Genomic DNA, 18,291 nt, shown 5'->3' with positions numbered 1-18,291 from the left:
TGGCCTATGCTAGGAATATTCAATAAGACCAAAGCAACGGCATCAACACCTGCATCGACTGGCTTGTGGAAGTTGGCGATGCGACGCCTAAAAGCCGATAAATTAGCGATGGTGTCGTTGTTCGTTGTACTGTGTTATTTCGTGGTGTTGCTATTGTCGATGACAGGCTTGGTTGCATCCAATTGGAATAAAGAAGTGGCTGTGAGTTATGCACCTCCAAGTTTTATTGGGGCGAAACTTAATGAAACAGCCAAAACCAAAGCATCAGCAGAAGATATGGCATTGCCTGAAAATCCTGTTGATCCTTTAAAAGATGTAATTGCTGAACTGAATGCAGAGATTGCGACTGAGCAAGGTGGTACCAATGCAATTGACTACTATGGCGTTGTCGATCCACTAGCAGAAGATATGAAAGTGATTGATCAGCAATTGGGTGGTCATTTGTTAGATCAACAAAGCGAGCTAAAACAAACTTTACCGTTTGGTGCGGATAAATGGGGGCAGGATGTTCTGCAAAAAACCATTAAAGGTGCTGAAACATCTATTATTGTTGGCGTGGTAGCTGCATTACTTGCTGTCGTGATTGGGACAATTTTAGGGGCAATTTCTGGCTATTTCGGTGGTTGGGTTGATGACATTTTAAACTGGTTTTATAACATTTTTACTTCGATTCCGTATTTGCTCTTGGTTCTTGCGATTGCAGCTGTATTACAACAAAAGGGGATTTTATCGATTGTCCTCATTCTAGGGCTTACTGGATGGACGGGGGTGTATCGCCTGATTCGTGCAGAGTATATGAAACATACTTCGCGTGAATATGTACTCGCTGCCAAAGCGATAGGAGTGAGTCATTTCCGACGCATCTTTGTGCATATCTTTCCGAACGTCAGTCATATTGCATTGGTGCAAATCTCGATTTTAGTGGTGGCCTTTATTAAGTCAGAAGTGATTTTGAGCTTCTTGGGATTTGGCGTTCCTGTTGGGGTTGTGTCATGGGGAAGTATGCTTAATGAAGCACAAAGTGAATTGATTTTAGGTAAATGGTGGCAACTTATCGCAGCATCTGTAGCGATGGCGGTTTTGGTTACGGCATTTTCGATGTTTACTGATGCATTGCGTGATGCATTAGATCCAAAATTGAAATAAGGAGGAGTAAAGGATGACGGAACAAAATCAAACTGTTAAACCAACGCTCCTCAGTGTTCAAAACCTGAAAGTGAGCTTTAAAGCCGAAGATAAAAGCTATATCGAAACGGTCAAAGGAATATCTTTTGACATTCCTGCCAATACAACTGTGGCACTTGTGGGAGAATCTGGCAGTGGCAAGTCGGTGACCTCGTTGGCAACCATGGGGCTGTTGCCACGTGATCAAAGCCGTATAGATGCAAGCAGTAAAATAGTTTTTGAAGGGCAGGATTTACTGAGTCTGTCTCCAAGAGAAATGCGTAATATCTGTGGTAAAGATATTGCGATGATTTTTCAGGAACCGATGTCGTCACTCAATCCAGTCTTTACGGTGGGTGATCAAATTGCCGAAGTATTACGACTTCATCTAGGTATGGGACGTAAGCAGGCAAGAGCACGGACTTTGGAATTATTGAAGGAAGTGGGTATTCCTTCTCCTGAAACGAAAATTGATGCCTATCCTAGCCAAATGTCAGGTGGCCAACAACAGCGGGTCATGATTGCAATGGCAATTGCATGTGAGCCGAAGTTATTGATTGCCGATGAGCCAACCACGGCACTTGATGTGACAATTCAAAAGCAAATTTTAGATTTACTTGAAGCCTTGCAAAAGAAACGTGAGATGTCGATGCTGTTCATTACGCATGATTTAGCATTGGTAAGCGAAATTGCCGATCAGGTGATTGTTATGCGTCATGGAGAAATCCGAGAACAAGGCTTGGTCAATGAAGTGCTGGATCATCCTAAAGATATCTACACTCGAGCTTTGCTTAAGTGTCGTCCACAGATGTCAGAGCGTCCTTATAAATTACCGATGATCAGTGATTTTATGCGTCAAAATGGTGATGAGCTGATTGAGGATGTGCATTTATCTGAGGAAACCCGTAGACAACGAACGCGTGGTCTTACGGGTAATGAACAGATTATTTTAGATGTCAAAGACTTAAAAAAATCGTTTTATAGTCGCAAGGGTTTATTTGGTAAGGATGAGTATCAGGCGGTCAAAGGTGTCTCGTTTCAACTGGCGAAAGGTAAAACGCTCGGGTTGGTTGGAGAATCTGGCTCAGGTAAAACTACAATCGGCCTTTTACTGATGCGTCTACAGGAAGCGACAGGTGGTCAGGCGCTGTTTGAAGGTCATGATATTTTGGCGATGAGCGAAAAAGAGTTTACCCAATATCAGCGCAAAATACAGATCATTTTCCAAAACCCTTACGCTTCACTTAATCCACGTTTTACTGTGGGTCAAATTCTGATGGAGCCAATGCAAGTGCATCAGATAGGAAAGGATGATGCAGAACGAGAGCAAATGGCGTTTGATTTACTAGAGCGAGTCAGTTTGCCTTCCCAAGCATTTTATCGCTATCCACATGAGTTTTCTGGTGGTCAGCGTCAACGTATTGCCATTGCACGATGCTTGACCTTAAAGCCAGAAATTTTGATCTGTGATGAGTCTGTCTCTGCATTAGATGTTTCGGTTCAAGCCCAAGTTCTGAATTTATTGCAAGATTTACAAGATGAATTTGGTTTGAGCTATATCTTTATTTCACATGATTTATCTGTGGTGAAATATATTTCTGACCAAATCATGGTGATGAACCATGGTGATATCGTTGAAATTGCAAACTCGGATGAGTTGTATCGATCACCTCAGCATGAATATACCAAGCGTTTGCTGAGTGCGATTCCACAAACCACTGAACAATTTGTTTAGTATTGGTATAAAAAAACCGCTCAAATGAGCGGTTTTTTTATACTTAAGAAATTAAAATTTCTTAAAGCCTTTGTTGTTTCCGCTAAATGCGCGACTTGGCACAGAGTCATTACGACGCTCACGATTGCCAAAATTGTCGTTACGACGTTCACGGTTACCGAAGTTTTCACTGTTGCGATCATTACGGTTATTGTTGAAACCGTCGTTGCGACGCTCTGAACGATTAAATCCATTGCCATGGAAACCACCTTCAGTACGACCAGTACGACGTTCGCCACGACTGTCTTGATAACCATTGCTTTGTTGTGGCTGGTTTTCGTCACTGTCACGACGTTGTTGGCGTAAGTAACCACCGCGACGTGCTGCCATTGGTTTGTCTTGCATACGTTCAGTACGACGTTTCGCCATACCAAACAGGCCAGTACCTTGACGTGGTTTAAGTTCAACGGACTTGGTTAAATTGTCGATATCTTGTTTATCTAGCTCGATCCAGCGACCAGTACGCAGTTCGCGTGGCAGAATTACTGAACCATAACGTGTACGTAAAAGACGACTCACTTTTAAACCTTGAGACTCGAAAATACGACGAACTTCGCGGTTACGACCTTCTTTTACAATCACTTGATACCAACGGTTAATACCGTCACCACCAATTTCAGAGAATGACTCAAATTTTGCTGGACCATCATCTAAAACAACGCCTTGTAACATGTTGTTTTTTAACTGAGGGGTGACTTCACCCATGACACGAACGGCATATTCACGTTCGATTTCGCTAGATGGGTGCATTAAACGGTTCGCCAGTTCACCGTCATTCGTGAACAGCAATAGACCTGTAGAGTTAATATCTAGACGACCCACCATCACCCAACGATCACCTGTAATTTGAGGTAATTGTTCAAATACCGTTGGACGGTTTTCAGGGTCATTTCGTGAACAAATTTCGCCTTCTGGTTTGTAGTAAATCAACACACGGCGACGAATTTCGTCTTCAATTTGGAACTGAACTTTACGACCATCGATGCGAAGCTCATCACCTGGTTCGATACGTTCACCCACTTGGGCAACTTGCCCATTTACGCTCACACGACCAGCGGCAATGACTTCTTCCATATAACGGCGAGAACCCAAACCAACGCGTGCGAGCACCTTTTGCAATTTTTCACTCATGACAGCATAACCTTAGAAATTATCATCAACAGTTCACCTATTTATGACTTCGGTGCATTCGCATCGAGGGCCATAAAAGCTTCCTTGGCATCCTGCAGGGGAGGCAATTGGCCCAAAGAGGTTAGACCAAAAGCATTTAAAAATTGAGGCGTTGTAACTAACAACGCGGGTCGTCCTGGGAGTTCACGAAAACCAGATTCTTTAATCCAGTTCCAGTCAAATAGCGTACGTAAAATTTGACTATTGTTGGTCACCCCACGGATTTGCTCAATATCTGCGCGGGTTACCGGTTGATGGTAAGCAATGACAGAAAGAGTTTCGAGCAAGGATGGCGATAAACGAGTTGGTCGTTCAGGCCAGGTCTGTGCAATAATATTACGATATTTTGCACGTACTTGAAAACGGAAACCTTGAGCGGTTTCAACAAGTTCAATTGATCTGCCGTGTTGCAGCATTGAAAGTTGCTGCAAATATTGGCGTAATTCGGTTTTACTGAAACGGTCTTGGAAAGCCTCTTTTAAACGGGCAATACTCACTGCCGCTTCACTGGCAAAAATAATGGCTTCAAGCTGCATCAAAATTTCATGCAGATTATCTTCTGAAGACACCGCAGTCATTTGTTTAAGTTCAGTGTTCATGCACGTGCTCCTTGAATTGCAAGCGGTGCTTCTACACCTGATGCGACAATTTGAACTTTTTGTTGGCGTGTCAGTTCCAACACAGCCATAAATGTCACGACAACACCCATGCGGCCTTGGCTTGGCTTGAGTAAGTCTTCAAAATCTAATACTTCACCTGACTCAAGCTTAGTTTCAATATAAGCAATACGTTCTTCGAGTAAGACAGGTTCTTGTAAAATTTGGTGGGTAACTGGTTCTGGTCGATTAAAAACACAGAGTATGGCATCACGAAGTAATTGAATGTCATAACCGTCATTGGTTTCGACAATCGTTCCTAAACTGACATTGGTATCGAATGTATCTCGATCCAATACTGACATTTGACCTAATCTTTCCGCAGCTTGTTTGATGCGCAAATACGTTTCTAAACGGTCAATCAATTCTTGTTTAGGATCTTGTTCATGTGCTGCGGTCGATTTAGGTTTTGGCAATAATAGACGCGATTTTAAATCGGCCAATAGGGCTGCCATCACCATATAGTCTGCAGTTAATTCAATATCTAGAGATTTCATTGCATCCATATAAGACAAATATTGGGATGCAATCGGGGCAATATCGACTTGTAATAAGTCGAAGCCATTTTTTTGAATCAGGTAAATCAGAAAGTCGAGTGGTCCTTCGAAATGCTCTAATAGAATTTCAAATGCAGCGGGTGGGATGTACAAATCTTCTGGAATAGCTTCTTGCCACTCATCCAAAACGCGAATGTGTGGAGCATCTTCCATAGAATTATGGACAGTTTGGTTCATTGCAATTATAGGCCACGCGAATTTTCAAAGGCATGCAGACAGCTTTCGCTTCGATCTCACATCGAAAGTAAAAGCACAAAAGTTATAGGGAATAGTGTAATGGAAAAATGCGTTTAAAGAAATTACTGAACGGTTGAATTGGGTAAAAAACTTAAAATTTATAGGGAATAGGCTTTATTTATACACATGTAAAATTTTAAAGCTGTGATATCGATCACATCTTGTGTTAATTATAAAAAATACACTCATCAATCCGTGAGCGCATTTAAGCTGTGATGTCTGGATGATGGGCGTCCAACATGAAATGATTTGAATGAACTGACTAAAAGAATATTAGCTATGCCACAACAATATAATCAATGGGGTCAGTCTGTAGGGATGACGTTGACGCAGTTTGAACCTTGCCAGTTCAGATGTAAAACCGAAGTGGGGCAATCTGTTCGGCTTATTCCGATGTTGCCCGATCAGCTTGATGATAGTCTTTTACAGCGGCTATGGCAGACAGTACAACAAGAACCCGATGAACGTTGTTGGACGTATTTGCCTTATTCTCAAATTCAAAGCATGCAGCAATTGCTTGATTATTTTCAGCAATCCTTTCATTTTGCCGGTTCGATGCATTATGTCATTGAGGTTGGTGATGCCATTGTAGGATGGGTTGGTTTGCTTAATGTACGCCCAGCACATGCTGTCATTGAAATTGGCAATGTCTATTTTTCAAGTTTAATGAAGCAATCAACCGCAGCAACAGAAACCATTTATCTATTGTTAAAAGCATGCTTTGCAGCGGGATATCGACGGGTGGAGTGGAAGTGTGATGACTTGAACACGCCTTCGAAAAACGCTGCTTTGCGTTTTGGCTTTCAATTTGAAGGGTTGTTTCGTCAACATGTGATAGTGAAAGGTCGTAATCGTGATACTGCTTGGTTTGCGATGTTGGATCAGGATTGGCCAATGTTGTCTCAAGCATATGAAGCTTGGCTCAATACAAATAATTTTGATGAGCAGGGACAACAAAAAATTCACTTAAAAGAATTTATGCAGCTTTATTGCGCTTGAGCAAAAGCACACTATCAAGGTTTTAAGCCTGTTAGTAAGACCCTTTGTTCAAGTGCAAATTCGATAATGTGTTGGCACTGTGCTTGCGAGCAGAGATTTTGACTAGCTCTACGTTTAAACAGCGATTTGACCATTGATGCATGTAGAAAGTAAGAAAAAGCCTGCGGCTGTGTTGTCGCTATTGGTGAAATTAAATTTTTATCTATTGCCCTTAGTTGAGCCGTGGATTCTAAAGTCCAATGCTCAGTGGCATATATAGCAAGATGATTGAGACTGCTTTGCTCGGAGACACTGAGGTCTGTCGCATTTTGGAGCTTGAGTAAAATCTGAAATAAAGTCATCAGGTCGATTCCTTTATCGAAAGGTGCTTTAACCGCGTTTTGAGCCGATGTATTTTACATGCTGTGCTTCTAATCGACAGCATGTATTTAATAGTACATGCTATTCAAATGCACTGACATCACCGACACCACGGCGAATCACTTCAGGGTATTCACCTGCAAGGTTTACAACGCTAGTGGTATTTAAAGTACCTAAACCGCCATCAATCAATACATCTATGCGTTTGCCGATTTGCAGTTCAATTTCGTAAGGATCATCAATCGGTTCTTTTTGGCCCGGTAAAATTAAGGTCGATGTTAATAAAGGCTCACCCAATTCTTTGAGTAATAATTGGCAAATCGGGTTGCTCGGAATACGCAGTCCAATGGTTTTCTTTTTAGGATGCATTAAACGGCGAGGAACTTCACTGGTCGCAGGCAAAATAAAGGTGGTGACCGCAGGGGTGTTATTTTTCAATAGACGATACATGGCATTGTCGACTTTGGCATACGTGGCAATGTCAGATAAATCTGCACAAATAATCGCATATTGATGTTTAGCATCGAGCTGACGAATTTGGGCAATGCGTTCCATGGCATTTTTGTTCCCAATCTGGCAACCGATGGCATAGGCGGCATCTGTAGGATAAACCACCACATCGCCGGCACGAATCCGTTCAACGGCCTGCGTAATTAAACGGGGCTGAGGATTTTCCGGATGTATTCTTAAATGCAACATGTCGTTTTCCTCTTATTATTAAAAGCTCTAGACATTATGTCGCGGTCTATTCGCTTTGTGCAACGTGAAATGCAGTCAAATTGTATAATTTAATCAAGCATTTCACGTTGAAATTCATTTGCCTGTAACATTTTGCCAGCACGTGTACAGTGGCAAATGCATTGGATAAAGCGCCAAGCATCGCGTGGAAGTTTGGCTTCACCTTTAAAATAAGCCTGTAATTGTGCATAGACATTATCTTTAAAGCTACTGCCATCACCGCCTTCACCAGTGAGGTTATCAAGTGAGACACGAAATTTACGTCCAAAGGCTTTGGCAAATAACCATTCGATCGCTTGGGGCTTAATTTCTACCTGTTCAAAGAGGGCTTGTTGCTCTTTGCTACGACCATCTGGTGCATACCAATAGCCTAAATCGGGAAGTAAACGGCGTTGCTCGCCAGCAATAGTCCAATGGCTAATTTCATGCAAAGCGCTATTGAAATAACCATGAGCAAATTGAATACGGGCAGGGCCGTTTAAATCGGCAGGAAAGTACTCGGGCTCACAGTCACCTTTCACTAAGCACACATTCAGGTGGGAAAACCAATGATTAAAGTGTAAGATGAGCCAATCGACGTGTTCTGCTTCTGTGGAAAGTTTCTCCCAAGCCGAGAGTTGCACTTGGTCGGTTGAAATGTCAGAATCAAGCGTTGAAATTGTGCTCATAAGTGATGAAACATTCACTTCTGTTTGCGGCTGCAACAGATGCATAACTTAAGTTACCCAAATGGTCTGTCTAAATAAGTACAAAATTGTATCTTAATCTTTGACAGAGTACTGATGAATTTGTAGAATTGCCGCCTTAATTATGTCAGCAAATACCTTTCCGGCACAGATTGAGCCGTTTAAATGGGCTGAACAGGGCTTTAAATGGTCAGGAACACTGCCATTATCTCGCTTTGTTCGTATTGCTCGTGAAGCTGTTGGATCAATTGATGATCAATTGATTAACATAGACTGTAAGCTATCAATGGATGCTTATCATCGCATTGTATGGCTAGATGGTCATGTTGAAACAAATGTTCCAATGGAATGCCAGCGTTGTCTGGATACTGTTGAGATCCCACTTGTTTCAAGTTTTCATCTAGCTCTTGTAGATGACGAGTCACTGATAGAGCGCTTGGATGAGGATGCTGATTTCATCGTTTTAGGTGAAAGTGAAGCAACAACCAAAGGTTCATATGATGCACCTGCGACTGCTGATTTACTCTCACTGATAGAGGATGAATTGTTATTGTTGATGCCTTTGTCACCTAAGCACGACGCTTGTGAACATAAGCATCAACCTGCCGCTGAAGAGCTTGTTGAAGAAAAACGGGACAACCCGTTTGATGTTTTGGCAGGTTTGAAGGGTAAACTTAACTAATTTTTGTGTTATACTCTTGAGTATAAGACAATCGAATTTGTTCTGATCCATTTTTTCGATCTTTGTAAGGAGCCATCATGGCCGTTCAGCAAAACCGTAAAAGTCGCTCTCGCCGTGACATGCGCCGTTCACATGACGCTTTAACCGAGAATGCATTAACTGTAGACCAAGCTACTGGCGAGACTCACCGTCGTCACCACGTATCTAAAGATGGTATCTACCGTGGTCGTCAATTATTCGCTAAAGCATCTGCTGAATAATTGGTGATGTATTAAGCGTCAAGCTTAGTAGAAAAAATGGGAGCGTTAAGCTCCCTTTTTTTGTACCGATTTTTTGTTGCATTTGGCAATTACCAAGACAAAAATTAAGTGTTAAATTTCCGTCCCTGAAACAAGCTTACATGGGATTGTGTTGAATAAATGTCCAAATAGCATAAATTCACCAGTCTTGATAAAGGATTTTTTTATGTCTGCTAAACAACTCGAGCAAGCAGCTCAAGCTACTAAAACTGCATTCGTGTTCCCGGGTCAAGGGTCACAGAAAGTCGGCATGCTCGCTGAACTTGCAGAACAGTTTAGTAGTGTGCAAGCAACATTTGCAGAAGCATCAGAAGCGGTTGGCTTTGATCTTTGGCAAATTGCGCAAAGTGGTGAAGGGTTAAACCAAACAGAATTTACTCAACCTGTACTACTGACGGCCAGTATTGCTTTATGGCGTGTGTGGTTAGAGTTAGGTGGTGTTGCACCGAAATACCTTGCGGGTCACTCATTAGGTGAATACAGCGCCTTGGTTGCTGCGGGAGCGGTGAGCCTAGGTGATGCCGTTAAACTGGTGAACCTACGTGGTCAGTTAATGCAAAGTGCTGTACCTGAAGGTCAAGGTGCAATGGCGGCAATTTTGGGTCTAGATGATGCCAAAGTCATTGAACTTTGTGCTCAAGCAGAAGGCCCAGGTTCAGTAGATGCTGCAAACTATAATGCACAAGGTCAAGTTGTCATTGCGGGCGATAAAGCCATGGTTGAAGCGGTTATGGCTGCTGCTAAAGATAATGGCGGTAAGGCAATCGCACTTCCGGTTTCTGTGCCATCGCATTGTGCATTGATGAAACCTGCTGCTGAACAGTTTGCGACAGCATTGGAACAAACTGCCATTGAGCTGCCTACTATACCTGTAATACAAAATGTAGGCGCTGAAATCGCGACTGATGTAGCGCAATTACGTCAGGCGTTAACTGCACAGTTATACCAATCTGTACAGTGGACAAAGACCATGCAGTATTTGCAAGACCAAGGTATTCAGTACATTGCTGAATGTGGTCCGGGTAATGTCCTTGCGAATCTCGCAAAACGTTTGCCAAATATTGAAAAAGCATTCCCACTCGACACGAAAGGTCGTATGGAAGATGCACTGAATGCCATTTTAGTGGCAGAAGGGAAAATTGCATGACACAAGAACGCAAAGTTGCTTTAGTAACAGGTGCGAGCCGAGGGATTGGAGCAGCAATTGCTCAGCAATTGATTCAAGACGGTTATTTTGTTGTAGGTACTGCAACTTCAGAAGCGGGTGCGGAAAAATTATCTGCTGCTTTTGCTGAAAATGGTGCGGGTAAAGTTCTAGATGTACGTGATGCAACTGCAATTGATGCATTGGTATCAGACATTGAGCAAAACTTTGGTTCAGTATTGGTTTTAGTGAACAATGCTGGTATTACCAAAGATAATTTGTTACTTCGTATGTCAGAAGATGATTGGGATGACATTCTCAACATTCATTTGAAAGCCGTTTATCGACTTTCTAAACGTGTTTTAAAGGGTATGACCAAAGCACGTTTTGGCCGAATTATTAATATTAGTTCTGTGGTTGCACATTTTGCTAACCCAGGACAAGCAAACTATTCTGCTGCAAAAGCAGGGATTGAGGCCTTTGGTCGCAGCCTTGCAAAAGAGATGGGAAGCCGCCAAATCACTGTAAATGCAGTGGCTCCGGGCTTTATTGCAACAGAAATGACAGAACAGTTAAGCGAAGAAATTCGTAAAAAGATGAGTGATCAAGTGGCTTTAAACCGTTTAGGTGAGCCACAAGATATCGCAAATGCCGTAAGTTTTCTTGCTTCTGAAAAGGCAAGTTACATTACCGGAACTGTATTACATGTAAATGGTGGTTTATACATGAGCTAAGCGCTCAAGTATAAACTTTCAAAACGATTTAGATTCAATTAAACTAACGGCATTAAAAACGCCACAAGCAATGAGGAGAATTCCTGTGAGCGATATCGAACAACGCGTAAAACAAGCAGTAGCTGAACAACTTGGTCTTAAAGCAGACGAGATCAAAAACGAAGCTTCTTTCATGGATGACTTAGGTGCAGATTCTCTAGACCTAGTTGAATTAGTTATGTCTTTCGAAAACGATTTCGACATCACTATTCCTGATGAAGATTCAAACGAAATCACTACTGTACAATCTGCAATTGACTATGTTTCTAAGAAACTAGGTTAATTTTAGATTTCAGCGATGCTGATTTAAAAAGCCACCATTCGGTGGCTTTTTTTATGCCGAATATTTTGTTTTTACATTAGCTTACGTTTCTGTCACCAACAACAACTCAAAAGCGGTTATTTTTTAGCTATAAGAATAGAGTTTGAACAATAGTTAAATGATTTAAAACAGTAAAAACAACGGAGAAAAACATGGGTCTTTTTGATTTTGTAAAAGGTATTGGTAAAAAAAATACAGCACCTGCAGAGCCTCAGGCAGCGCCAGCAACACCTTCTGAGCCATCTGCACAAGAAATTGCCAATAAGTTATTGGGTCATATCAAAGCACTGGGCTTACCTGTAACAGGCTTGTCTGTGAGTTATAACGGGACTTCAGATCTAGCAACAGTGAAAGGTCAGGTACAAAGCCAAGCAGATCGTGAAAAGATTATCTTGGCAGTAGGGAATATTGATCATGTGGCGCAAGTGGATGATCAGTTAACAGTGACGAGTCCTGAGCCTGAAAGTAAATTCTATACTGTTAAGTCGGGAGATAACCTGTCTAAAATCTCTAAAGAATTTTATGGTGATGCAAATCAATACAATAAAATTTTTGAAGCGAACCGTCCTTTGTTAAAAAATGCCGATGACATTTTCCCAGGGCAAGTACTGCGTATTCCTGCATAAGTATTTGCGTTTAAAACAAAAAGCCATCTTGTGATGGCTTTTTTTTGTATGCGTGAATGGTGGAGTTGAATATAATGCGGCTGAAATAATTCAAAATAAGAAAGCAATGAAACAAAAAAATCATCTTTATTTTCTTGCTGTTGCTTGCAGTTGTTGTGTGTTTTTGTCTTTGGCTGCGGTGGGAGGAGCGTATTGATCCTCGGGTGCTCAAGTGGCAGCAGTCTGAAATTTCTTATCTTTCAAATTACACACAAGAGCCGTATTTTAACTTGCTTGGGCTGAATGCTGGAGATCGGTTTTCGGCATTGAATGTTGGGCGCTATCGTTATCATCAAGATTGGGCATTTAGTTTGTTGGGGCAAGAGCATCAGAATGCATTGGGCCAGCCATTGAATGCGAAGCTAACGCGTGAAAAGTGGTCAGAAGAACAGACGAATTTAGTTGCTGAGTTTCAGCAATTGCTGGTCGATGATCCTACGGCGGTTAGTGCATTTGTTGTTGAGCATCGTCTGGTGCTTGGTGCGTTGATACAGCAAGAAAAGGTGCCGTTGCAGCGCTTTAACACATGGTTGCAGCATGCAGACCAATACCGCAGTCTAAGTATGCCGAGCAATTCCACATATCCAGACTTAAGTATTTAAATCAGTTGGCGATCCTTTATCAGATCAATATTGCGTTAAATAAAGAGGATAAGCTGGATGCATATATGGCTGAATATCAATGATTGCAGCAGATGCTTGAGCGCCCGAACTCATTGGTTGAAAGGATGCTGATTCAAAACTGGCTGGCACGTTATGTCTGAATTATACGTAATGAACAATTAAAGACTGGACAAGTAGTTTATTTGGAGCCTTTAAGTACTCGTCAGTTGAGTTTGCGCTCAGCAGCGCAATTGGAAGCCTATGGCGTATATGCGGTGTTGAAGCAGGTGCAGCAATCATCGGGCTGGAATACCTCCTTGATGTATTGGTTGTATTTGCCAAATCAAACTGCAAATCAATTGTTTAAGCAATATGAAGAGGCGGCACAGCTATCTGAGCTTTCTTATGATTCGTTTAGGATGCAGGGTGGTTAAAAACAGGGACAGTATTCATCTTGGTATATCAAAAATTATTTGGGCAATACTTTGTCCAATATAGAGGGGGTGCCTTGGGAGCACTCTGTGCTTGCAGGGCATATTTTGAATGATCGTATTATGATTTTTAATTTGTTGAATCAGGGGGGCGACTGATTTAACGCAGTTGAGTCAAAATAGCCACGGTCGACGTTTCTTTAAGAAAGAGGGGATGTTGTGTGCTGAAGTGCCGTATCCGCGTGAGCAATTTAGAGCACACAATTGGAATATTTTAGATAGCTGTGTGCAGTTGTAGTTTTTGTATATAAACATTTTGGTATAGAAATAAAAAAGCCCCAATGAGTAGGGGCTTTTTTACAGTCGTTTAGAAGCTTGGCTTCACTACAACTAAAATGACAACCGCAAATAAAATCAAAGTGGGCATTTCATTAAAATAACGCCAGAATTTATGCGACTTATAATGTGCATTTTCGATAAGCTTTTTACGGTAATAACCACAAACAAAATGATAAATCACCAATAGTCCCACCAATCCAACTTTTAAATAGAACCAAAGCGCTTCATGGTAGTGTCGTGTTGCATCACCCCAATCGACGAGGAAGTGCGCAGTGATCAGTGTAGCAATCATAGCGGGCCACATAATGCCGCGGTATAGCTTACGTTCCATGATTTGAAAGCGCTGATGACTGGTAGCATCTTCACTCATAGCATGGTAGACAAAAAGGCGAGGGAGATAAAATAGCGCTGCGAACCAGCAAACAACTGCGATGATATGCAATGCTTTTACCCAGAGGAAAGCATCTGATGGAGCATCCATATATTAACCCTTAAAAGGGCGGTGGGTATGTGCTTTGGCACCGAAGCGCCAAAGCAGCAAACTTTATATTATGCTTCCCATTTTTTGAAAACGAGGCAAGCGTTTACACCGCCAAAACCAAAACTGTTACTCATCACAGTATTCAATTTTGCATCACGTTTTTCAAGTACGATATCAAAAGGTTTTGCGCCTTCGTCAAGTTCAGTCACGTTGATGTTCGGTGCAATAAAGTCATTTTGCATCATTAAAATAGAGTAAATCGCTTCTTGTACACCTGCAGCACCCAGACTGTGACCGGTCATCGACTTGGTTGAGCTGAGCGGAGGAACTTGCCCTTCACCGAAAGCACGCTCCATCGCTTTAAGTTCAGTGACATCGCCTGCCGGAGTAGATGTACCATGTGTATTAACATAGTCGATGGTATCTACACCATGTTGTTTAGCTTCTTCTAAAGCCATAAGGATACAACGCGTCGCACCTTCGCCCGATGGTGCAACCATGTCAGCGCCGTCAGAATTTGCTGCATAGCCGACAACTTCAGCCAAAATGTTTGCACCACGTGCTTGAGCATGTTCAAGTGACTCTAGTACAACGAAGCCACCGCCGCCAGCGATCACGAAACCGTCACGGTCAGCAGAGTAAGGGCGGGAAGCAGTTTCAGGAGTGTCATTGTATTTTGAACAAAGTGCGCCCATTGCATCAAATAAAAGACTTTGTGACCAATGGTCTTCTTCACCACCACCGGCAAGCATTAAGTCTTGTTTGCCTAATTGAATCAGGTTGTATGCATAACCAATGGCATCTGCAGATGTTGCACATGCGCTAGTAATGGTGTGTGCAATACCTTGCATTTTAAATGCAACACCCACGTTTGCGGTAATGGTGTTGGTCATGTTACGTGGTACAAAGAATGGACCAACTTTACGTGCACCTTTGGTGTCTAGAAGTTCTTTCATTTCAACAACAGATGCAGTTGAACCACCACCTGAACCACCCGCAATACCGTAACGTGGATTACCGCCAATTTGTTCTGCTGTTAAGCCTGCATTTTCTACCGCAGCCAAAGCTGAGTTGTATGCATACATTGCGCATACGCCCATAAAGCGTTTTAAACGGCGGTCAATACCGTCAAAGTTTTGTTCTGCAGCCGCACTGACATGACTTTTAAAATTAAGTTCAGCATAACTTGGGTTGAAACGTGTTCCAGAAATCCCGTTTTGCAAAGAATGAGTGACATCTTCTAATGTATTACCAATGCATGAGTTGATGCCCATACCAGTGATTACAACACGTTTCATCTACAGATCCTTTATAGGTAGTGTGTGAGCAAGCTATAGAAAGTATACGAAGGAAACTTTCTAAATAGGCGAACTCATATAATTTGATTGGAATAATGATAGCAGAAAGCTTTTTGAATTCTTATGGCAAATCCTATGCCTATTGTTGACTGAGCTAATTTGCAACTTTGCAGCAAAAAACTTAACTTAAAGATACATATTCAAGTTGTGATAAAGTTTGACTACACCTAGTATTTATCAATAATTTCAAGAATAGTTTTAATGAGGTAGGGAATGGTGAAAACGAATAATAAACCAACGGCAGGTCTACTCTCAAACGCCTTTGGAGTGGCTAAAAAGCTCAGTTCTACTGGGGTGTCTATCATTAATCATGTCGCACCCGAATCCGTAACTAAGGTCATTCAACCTCAAAAAAATGGTCAAACCTTGGAGGGTCAGTCAAGGCAAGCGGGCGTATTTGATGTAAAAAAATATGATAATCCTCAGCAAATCTTGCGTGAACACGTTCCAAATGTTTCTAGACAATTATTGGGTCGACATTTTAATACCGTAAATAATGTGGCTAATTTTGTTGCTCCTCAATTTAGTGACAAAATTTCTGATTATTTATTTGATCGACTTAATCATTTTAGTTCGGATATTTCATCTGTAGATGCTGTACTGGATGAAGCTGGGGTACGTGATTTAGAAGAGTTGACACAAGATGTCGATCGTTCGCGTCGTATTAGTCAGGCCTTGGGCGAGCAAAATAAATGGATTGCTTCGATTCAAGGGGCTTTAACAGGTGCGACAGGTGTCATTGGTTCAAGTGTTGATATCCCTGCTTCACTGATTATGACTCTGCGAGTGATTTATCAAGTTGGACGTTCTTATGGTTTCGACTTAAGCAAAGAAAGTGACCAAGATATTGTTCAGTTTATTTTTAAACAGGTCGACTTGAGTTTAATTGCAGAAAAACAAACTTTGCTTATGGCAATAAAAGCTCTGAGTAGTACGCTACAAAATAGTGATTTACATCAATTGCAGCAATTGGTGGGTTCAGATACTGATGCAGCAGCATTGAAAAAATATGTACTAGATGAAAATGGTCAGTTTAAGTGGGCATGGCTCAATCAAATGCCAAAAGTTTCATTGTTAAATCAGCTATCACGATTATCTCCTGTGGCGAGTGTTGGTGTAAGTGTGGTGTATAGTCGCCGTTTAGTGGATGAAGTGAATCAGAAGGCACAGCAAGTCTTTTCTAATGCGCGCCAATATATTTTGCAGCATCAGGATATTAGCTTGTCACCTTTACATGCCTATGAGCGTTCTCTTGAGTTGCTTGCTCAAGCAACACCTAAATTACTAGAAGGTATTAAGGCGAAAGATATTGATTTGGCTGAGCCTGTACTAGATCAGACCATAGATGTTACAGGTCATGAGAGTATCCGCACAGTAAAAGTCATCAAAAAAGCACAAGTTAAAAACTCTGATGCAGCCGAAGTGGAAGTAGAGCAGGAACAAAAAGTCTCAGAAGGTTTGGAGGCACTTGCGGAGAAAGTTGTTGAGCCTCATGCACCCGGGGCTGCGCAAAAACCTGCTTTAGCTGAAAAAGATGAGTTTGATGTGTTGGAATCTGTACAGCAGGAGGATGTCCCAGTGGAAAAAGCTGCACCCAAAACTAAGCCGCGTAAAGCCAAAACAGCAGCCGTAGATAAAGTTACAAAAAAATCAGCAGATTCTTCTGAAAAATAAACTATTTATTTGTGGGTGAAAAATTGCGCAAATCATGATGAATAAATGTTTTCGATGATCGTATATTGTTGACCAATTTTAAGTCTTCGCTTACAATTGCATGCCCTCAAAAAGTAGTATTTTTTGGGGCTTTTTATTAACGGGAGAATTGCCAAATGGCAACAACAAATCAGTTGATCCGTAAGGGTCGTACAACTTTAGTTGAAAAATCTAAAGTTCCTGCGTTGAAGGCTTGTCCACAACGTCGTGGTGTTTGTACACGTGTTTACACAACTACACCTAAAAAACCTAACTCAGCAATGCGTAAAGTTTGCCGTGTTCGCTTAACTTCAGGTTTCGAAGTTTCTAGCTACATCGGTGGTGAAGGCCATAACCTACAAGAGCACAGTGTTGTTCTTATCCGTGGTGGTCGTGTTAAAGATTTACCGGGTGTACGTTACCATACCGTTCGTGGTTCTTTAGACTGTGCTGGTGTTAAAGATCGTAACCAGTCTCGTTCTAAATACGGTGCTAAACGTCCTAAGAAATAATCTGAAAAGATTAACTTCTTAGTTCCTTAGAACTGCAATCCTTTATCGTCTCGCTTGTCTGATTTCTGCATTTTTTGTGAAAATTCCAAGCGACGTATAGTAAGGCCAGCGAAAGCACATGACACTTTGTGCACCTGCTGGAGTAACCTGAAGTGTCATATTTATTAGGTGTATTAAAATGCCAAGACGTCGCGTAGTTGCTGCCCGTGAAATCCTTCCGGATCCTAAGTTCAGCAGCCAAACAATCGCTAAATTCATGAACCACGTAATGCAAGATGGTAAAAAATCTATTGCTGAAAGTATCGTTTACGGTGCTTTAGACCGCGTTCAAGAAAAATCTAAAGTAGACCCAGTTGAATTTTTCGAGACTACTCTTGAAAAAGTTCGTCCTATGGTCGAAGTAAAAGCACGCCGTGTTGGTGGTGCTACATACCAAGTGCCTATGGAAGTACGCCCATCCCGTCGTACTGCCTTGGCTATGCGTTGGTTAGTAGATGCTGCTGCTAAGCGTTCTGAAAAAACTATGGCTTTACGTCTTGCTGGTGAGTTGCTTGATGCAGCTGAAGGTAAAGGCGCAGCGATCAAAAAACGTGAAGATGTGCATCGTATGGCTGAAGCCAACAAAGCCTTCTCTCATTACCGTTTCTAAG

General features: G+C 41.8%; 22 protein-coding genes. 14 read left to right on the top strand and 8 right to left on the bottom strand.

The genetic code is table 11. From position 1 onward, the window contains the following. Positions 1-6: 6 nt before the first annotated feature. Together FTV27_RS05590 and FTV27_RS05585 are read left to right on the top strand one after the other, a co-directional pair. Positions 7-1,146 (top strand): ABC transporter permease, encoded by a 1,140-nt coding sequence (locus tag FTV27_RS05590; protein WP_180077426.1) that lies wholly within the window; start codon positions 7-9, stop codon positions 1,144-1,146. Between the two features lie 13 nt (positions 1,147-1,159). Next, complete coding sequence (locus FTV27_RS05585; RefSeq protein ID WP_180077424.1) at positions 1,160-2,899, top strand: ABC transporter ATP-binding protein; 1,740 nt, start codon at positions 1,160-1,162, stop codon at positions 2,897-2,899. Between the two features lie 51 nt (positions 2,900-2,950). On the opposite strand, the gene rluB is transcribed toward FTV27_RS05585, so the two are convergent. From rluB to FTV27_RS05570, 3 genes are read right to left on the bottom strand one after another with little or no spacing between them, the layout of a single operon-like run. Continuing rightward, positions 2,951-4,069: a 23S rRNA pseudouridine(2605) synthase RluB gene (rluB, locus tag FTV27_RS05580; protein WP_180077422.1), complete on the bottom strand. Its 1,119-nt coding sequence runs from the start codon at positions 4,067-4,069 to the stop codon at positions 2,951-2,953. 41 nt (positions 4,070-4,110) lie between these two features. Next, on the bottom strand, positions 4,111-4,707 hold the full coding sequence (gene scpB, locus FTV27_RS05575) for an SMC-Scp complex subunit ScpB (RefSeq protein WP_078190063.1): 597 nt from the start codon (positions 4,705-4,707) through the stop codon (positions 4,111-4,113). Continuing rightward, complete coding sequence (locus FTV27_RS05570) at positions 4,704-5,498, bottom strand: ScpA family protein (RefSeq protein WP_180025022.1); 795 nt, start codon at positions 5,496-5,498, stop codon at positions 4,704-4,706. Before FTV27_RS05570 ends, scpB begins: the two co-directional genes overlap by 4 nt. A gap of 339 nt (positions 5,499-5,837) precedes the next feature. Here FTV27_RS05570 and FTV27_RS05565 point away from each other — a divergent pair, with 339 nt between their 5' ends. After that, the gene (locus tag FTV27_RS05565; RefSeq protein WP_180077420.1) at positions 5,838-6,557 is read left to right on the top strand and encodes a GNAT family N-acetyltransferase; all 720 of its coding nucleotides are present in this window, start codon (positions 5,838-5,840) and stop codon (positions 6,555-6,557) included. A gap of 14 nt (positions 6,558-6,571) precedes the next feature. On the opposite strand, the gene FTV27_RS05560 is transcribed toward FTV27_RS05565, so the two are convergent. The 3 genes from FTV27_RS05560 to FTV27_RS05550 all read right to left on the bottom strand — a co-directional run bounded on the left by FTV27_RS05560 (position 6,572) and on the right by FTV27_RS05550 (position 8,368). Beyond that, complete coding sequence (locus FTV27_RS05560; RefSeq protein WP_180077418.1) at positions 6,572-6,898, bottom strand: hypothetical protein; 327 nt, start codon at positions 6,896-6,898, stop codon at positions 6,572-6,574. Between the two features lie 100 nt (positions 6,899-6,998). Next, a complete protein-coding gene (locus FTV27_RS05555; RefSeq protein WP_078190059.1) occupies positions 6,999-7,616 on the bottom strand; it encodes an L-threonylcarbamoyladenylate synthase in 618 nt (205 codons plus the stop codon). Between the two features lie 89 nt (positions 7,617-7,705). Beyond that, positions 7,706-8,368, bottom strand: coding sequence for an elongation factor P hydroxylase (locus FTV27_RS05550; RefSeq protein WP_180077416.1), 663 nt, complete (start codon positions 8,366-8,368; stop codon positions 7,706-7,708). Between the two features lie 97 nt (positions 8,369-8,465). On the opposite strand from FTV27_RS05550, the gene FTV27_RS05545 reads away from it, so the two are divergent. The 8 genes from FTV27_RS05545 to FTV27_RS05510 all read left to right on the top strand — a co-directional run bounded on the left by FTV27_RS05545 (position 8,466) and on the right by FTV27_RS05510 (position 13,262). After that, on the top strand, positions 8,466-9,023 hold the full coding sequence (locus FTV27_RS05545; protein WP_078194223.1) for a DUF177 domain-containing protein: 558 nt from the start codon (positions 8,466-8,468) through the stop codon (positions 9,021-9,023). 77 nt (positions 9,024-9,100) lie between these two features. Beyond that, a complete protein-coding gene (rpmF, locus tag FTV27_RS05540) occupies positions 9,101-9,283 on the top strand; it encodes a 50S ribosomal protein L32 (RefSeq protein WP_004279227.1) in 183 nt (60 codons plus the stop codon). A 205-nt stretch (positions 9,284-9,488) separates the two neighbouring features. After that, entirely contained in the window at positions 9,489-10,469 is a 981-nt protein-coding gene (gene fabD, locus FTV27_RS05535; protein WP_180077414.1) for an ACP S-malonyltransferase, read from the top strand. Then, positions 10,466-11,200, top strand: coding sequence for a 3-oxoacyl-ACP reductase FabG (gene fabG, locus FTV27_RS05530; protein ID WP_078190055.1), 735 nt, complete (start codon positions 10,466-10,468; stop codon positions 11,198-11,200). Before fabD ends, fabG begins: the two co-directional genes overlap by 4 nt. Before the next feature lie 85 nt (positions 11,201-11,285). Then, positions 11,286-11,522, top strand: a complete 237-nt coding sequence (acpP, locus tag FTV27_RS05525) for an acyl carrier protein (RefSeq protein WP_078190054.1) — start codon at positions 11,286-11,288, stop codon at positions 11,520-11,522. A 191-nt stretch (positions 11,523-11,713) separates the two neighbouring features. Further along, complete coding sequence (gene lysM, locus FTV27_RS05520) at positions 11,714-12,187, top strand: peptidoglycan-binding protein LysM (RefSeq protein WP_078190053.1); 474 nt, start codon at positions 11,714-11,716, stop codon at positions 12,185-12,187. Positions 12,188-12,390: 203 nt separating this feature from the next. Next, on the top strand, positions 12,391-12,828 hold the full coding sequence (locus tag FTV27_RS05515; protein ID WP_180077413.1) for a hypothetical protein: 438 nt from the start codon (positions 12,391-12,393) through the stop codon (positions 12,826-12,828). Positions 12,829-13,031: 203 nt separating this feature from the next. After that, positions 13,032-13,262, top strand: coding sequence for a hypothetical protein (locus tag FTV27_RS05510; RefSeq protein WP_180077411.1), 231 nt, complete (start codon positions 13,032-13,034; stop codon positions 13,260-13,262). A 364-nt stretch (positions 13,263-13,626) separates the two neighbouring features. Here the strand turns inward: FTV27_RS05510 and hemJ are convergent, their stop codons facing one another. After that, complete coding sequence (hemJ, locus tag FTV27_RS05505; protein ID WP_180077409.1) at positions 13,627-14,079, bottom strand: protoporphyrinogen oxidase HemJ; 453 nt, start codon at positions 14,077-14,079, stop codon at positions 13,627-13,629. A 68-nt stretch (positions 14,080-14,147) separates the two neighbouring features. Beyond that, the gene (locus tag FTV27_RS05500; protein WP_111885033.1) at positions 14,148-15,377 is read right to left on the bottom strand and encodes a beta-ketoacyl synthase N-terminal-like domain-containing protein; all 1,230 of its coding nucleotides are present in this window, start codon (positions 15,375-15,377) and stop codon (positions 14,148-14,150) included. A 273-nt stretch (positions 15,378-15,650) separates the two neighbouring features. On the opposite strand from FTV27_RS05500, the gene FTV27_RS05495 reads away from it, so the two are divergent. The 3 genes from FTV27_RS05495 to rpsG all read left to right on the top strand — a co-directional run bounded on the left by FTV27_RS05495 (position 15,651) and on the right by rpsG (position 18,290). Then, on the top strand, positions 15,651-17,111 hold the full coding sequence (locus FTV27_RS05495; protein WP_180077407.1) for an EcsC family protein: 1,461 nt from the start codon (positions 15,651-15,653) through the stop codon (positions 17,109-17,111). A 155-nt stretch (positions 17,112-17,266) separates the two neighbouring features. Then, positions 17,267-17,641, top strand: coding sequence for a 30S ribosomal protein S12 (rpsL, locus tag FTV27_RS05490; protein WP_000246374.1), 375 nt, complete (start codon positions 17,267-17,269; stop codon positions 17,639-17,641). 178 nt (positions 17,642-17,819) lie between these two features. Then, on the top strand, positions 17,820-18,290 hold the full coding sequence (rpsG, locus tag FTV27_RS05485) for a 30S ribosomal protein S7 (protein WP_005011815.1): 471 nt from the start codon (positions 17,820-17,822) through the stop codon (positions 18,288-18,290). Position 18,291: the final 1 nt, after the last annotated feature.

The sequence above is a fragment of the Acinetobacter sp. YH12251 genome, from assembly GCF_013417465.1.
In the GTDB taxonomy this organism is placed as follows: domain Bacteria; phylum Pseudomonadota; class Gammaproteobacteria; order Pseudomonadales; family Moraxellaceae; genus Acinetobacter; species Acinetobacter amyesii.
The sequence above is the reverse complement of the archived record's forward strand: the minus strand, read 5'-3'. Positions and strand labels throughout refer to the sequence as shown.

Coding starts and splice junctions, on each gene's coding strand:
- FTV27_RS05590 (WP_180077426.1), top strand. CDS start 7: ATGCTAGGAATATTCAATAAGACCAAAGCAACGGCATCAACACCTGCA.
- FTV27_RS05585 (WP_180077424.1), top strand. CDS start 1,160: ATGACGGAACAAAATCAAACTGTTAAACCAACGCTCCTCAGTGTTCAA.
- rluB (WP_180077422.1), bottom strand. CDS start 4,069: ATGAGTGAAAAATTGCAAAAGGTGCTCGCACGCGTTGGTTTGGGTTCT.
- scpB (WP_078190063.1), bottom strand. CDS start 4,707: ATGAACACTGAACTTAAACAAATGACTGCGGTGTCTTCAGAAGATAAT.
- FTV27_RS05570 (WP_180025022.1), bottom strand. CDS start 5,498: ATGAACCAAACTGTCCATAATTCTATGGAAGATGCTCCACACATTCGC.
- FTV27_RS05565 (WP_180077420.1), top strand. CDS start 5,838: ATGCCACAACAATATAATCAATGGGGTCAGTCTGTAGGGATGACGTTG.
- FTV27_RS05560 (WP_180077418.1), bottom strand. CDS start 6,898: ATGACTTTATTTCAGATTTTACTCAAGCTCCAAAATGCGACAGACCTC.
- FTV27_RS05555 (WP_078190059.1), bottom strand. CDS start 7,616: ATGTTGCATTTAAGAATACATCCGGAAAATCCTCAGCCCCGTTTAATT.
- FTV27_RS05550 (WP_180077416.1), bottom strand. CDS start 8,368: ATGCATCTGTTGCAGCCGCAAACAGAAGTGAATGTTTCATCACTTATG.
- FTV27_RS05545 (WP_078194223.1), top strand. CDS start 8,466: ATGTCAGCAAATACCTTTCCGGCACAGATTGAGCCGTTTAAATGGGCT.
- rpmF (WP_004279227.1), top strand. CDS start 9,101: ATGGCCGTTCAGCAAAACCGTAAAAGTCGCTCTCGCCGTGACATGCGC.
- fabD (WP_180077414.1), top strand. CDS start 9,489: ATGTCTGCTAAACAACTCGAGCAAGCAGCTCAAGCTACTAAAACTGCA.
- fabG (WP_078190055.1), top strand. CDS start 10,466: ATGACACAAGAACGCAAAGTTGCTTTAGTAACAGGTGCGAGCCGAGGG.
- lysM (WP_078190053.1), top strand. CDS start 11,714: ATGGGTCTTTTTGATTTTGTAAAAGGTATTGGTAAAAAAAATACAGCA.
- hemJ (WP_180077409.1), bottom strand. CDS start 14,079: ATGGATGCTCCATCAGATGCTTTCCTCTGGGTAAAAGCATTGCATATC.
- FTV27_RS05500 (WP_111885033.1), bottom strand. CDS start 15,377: ATGAAACGTGTTGTAATCACTGGTATGGGCATCAACTCATGCATTGGT.
- FTV27_RS05495 (WP_180077407.1), top strand. CDS start 15,651: ATGGTGAAAACGAATAATAAACCAACGGCAGGTCTACTCTCAAACGCC.
- rpsL (WP_000246374.1), top strand. CDS start 17,267: ATGGCAACAACAAATCAGTTGATCCGTAAGGGTCGTACAACTTTAGTT.
- rpsG (WP_005011815.1), top strand. CDS start 17,820: ATGCCAAGACGTCGCGTAGTTGCTGCCCGTGAAATCCTTCCGGATCCT.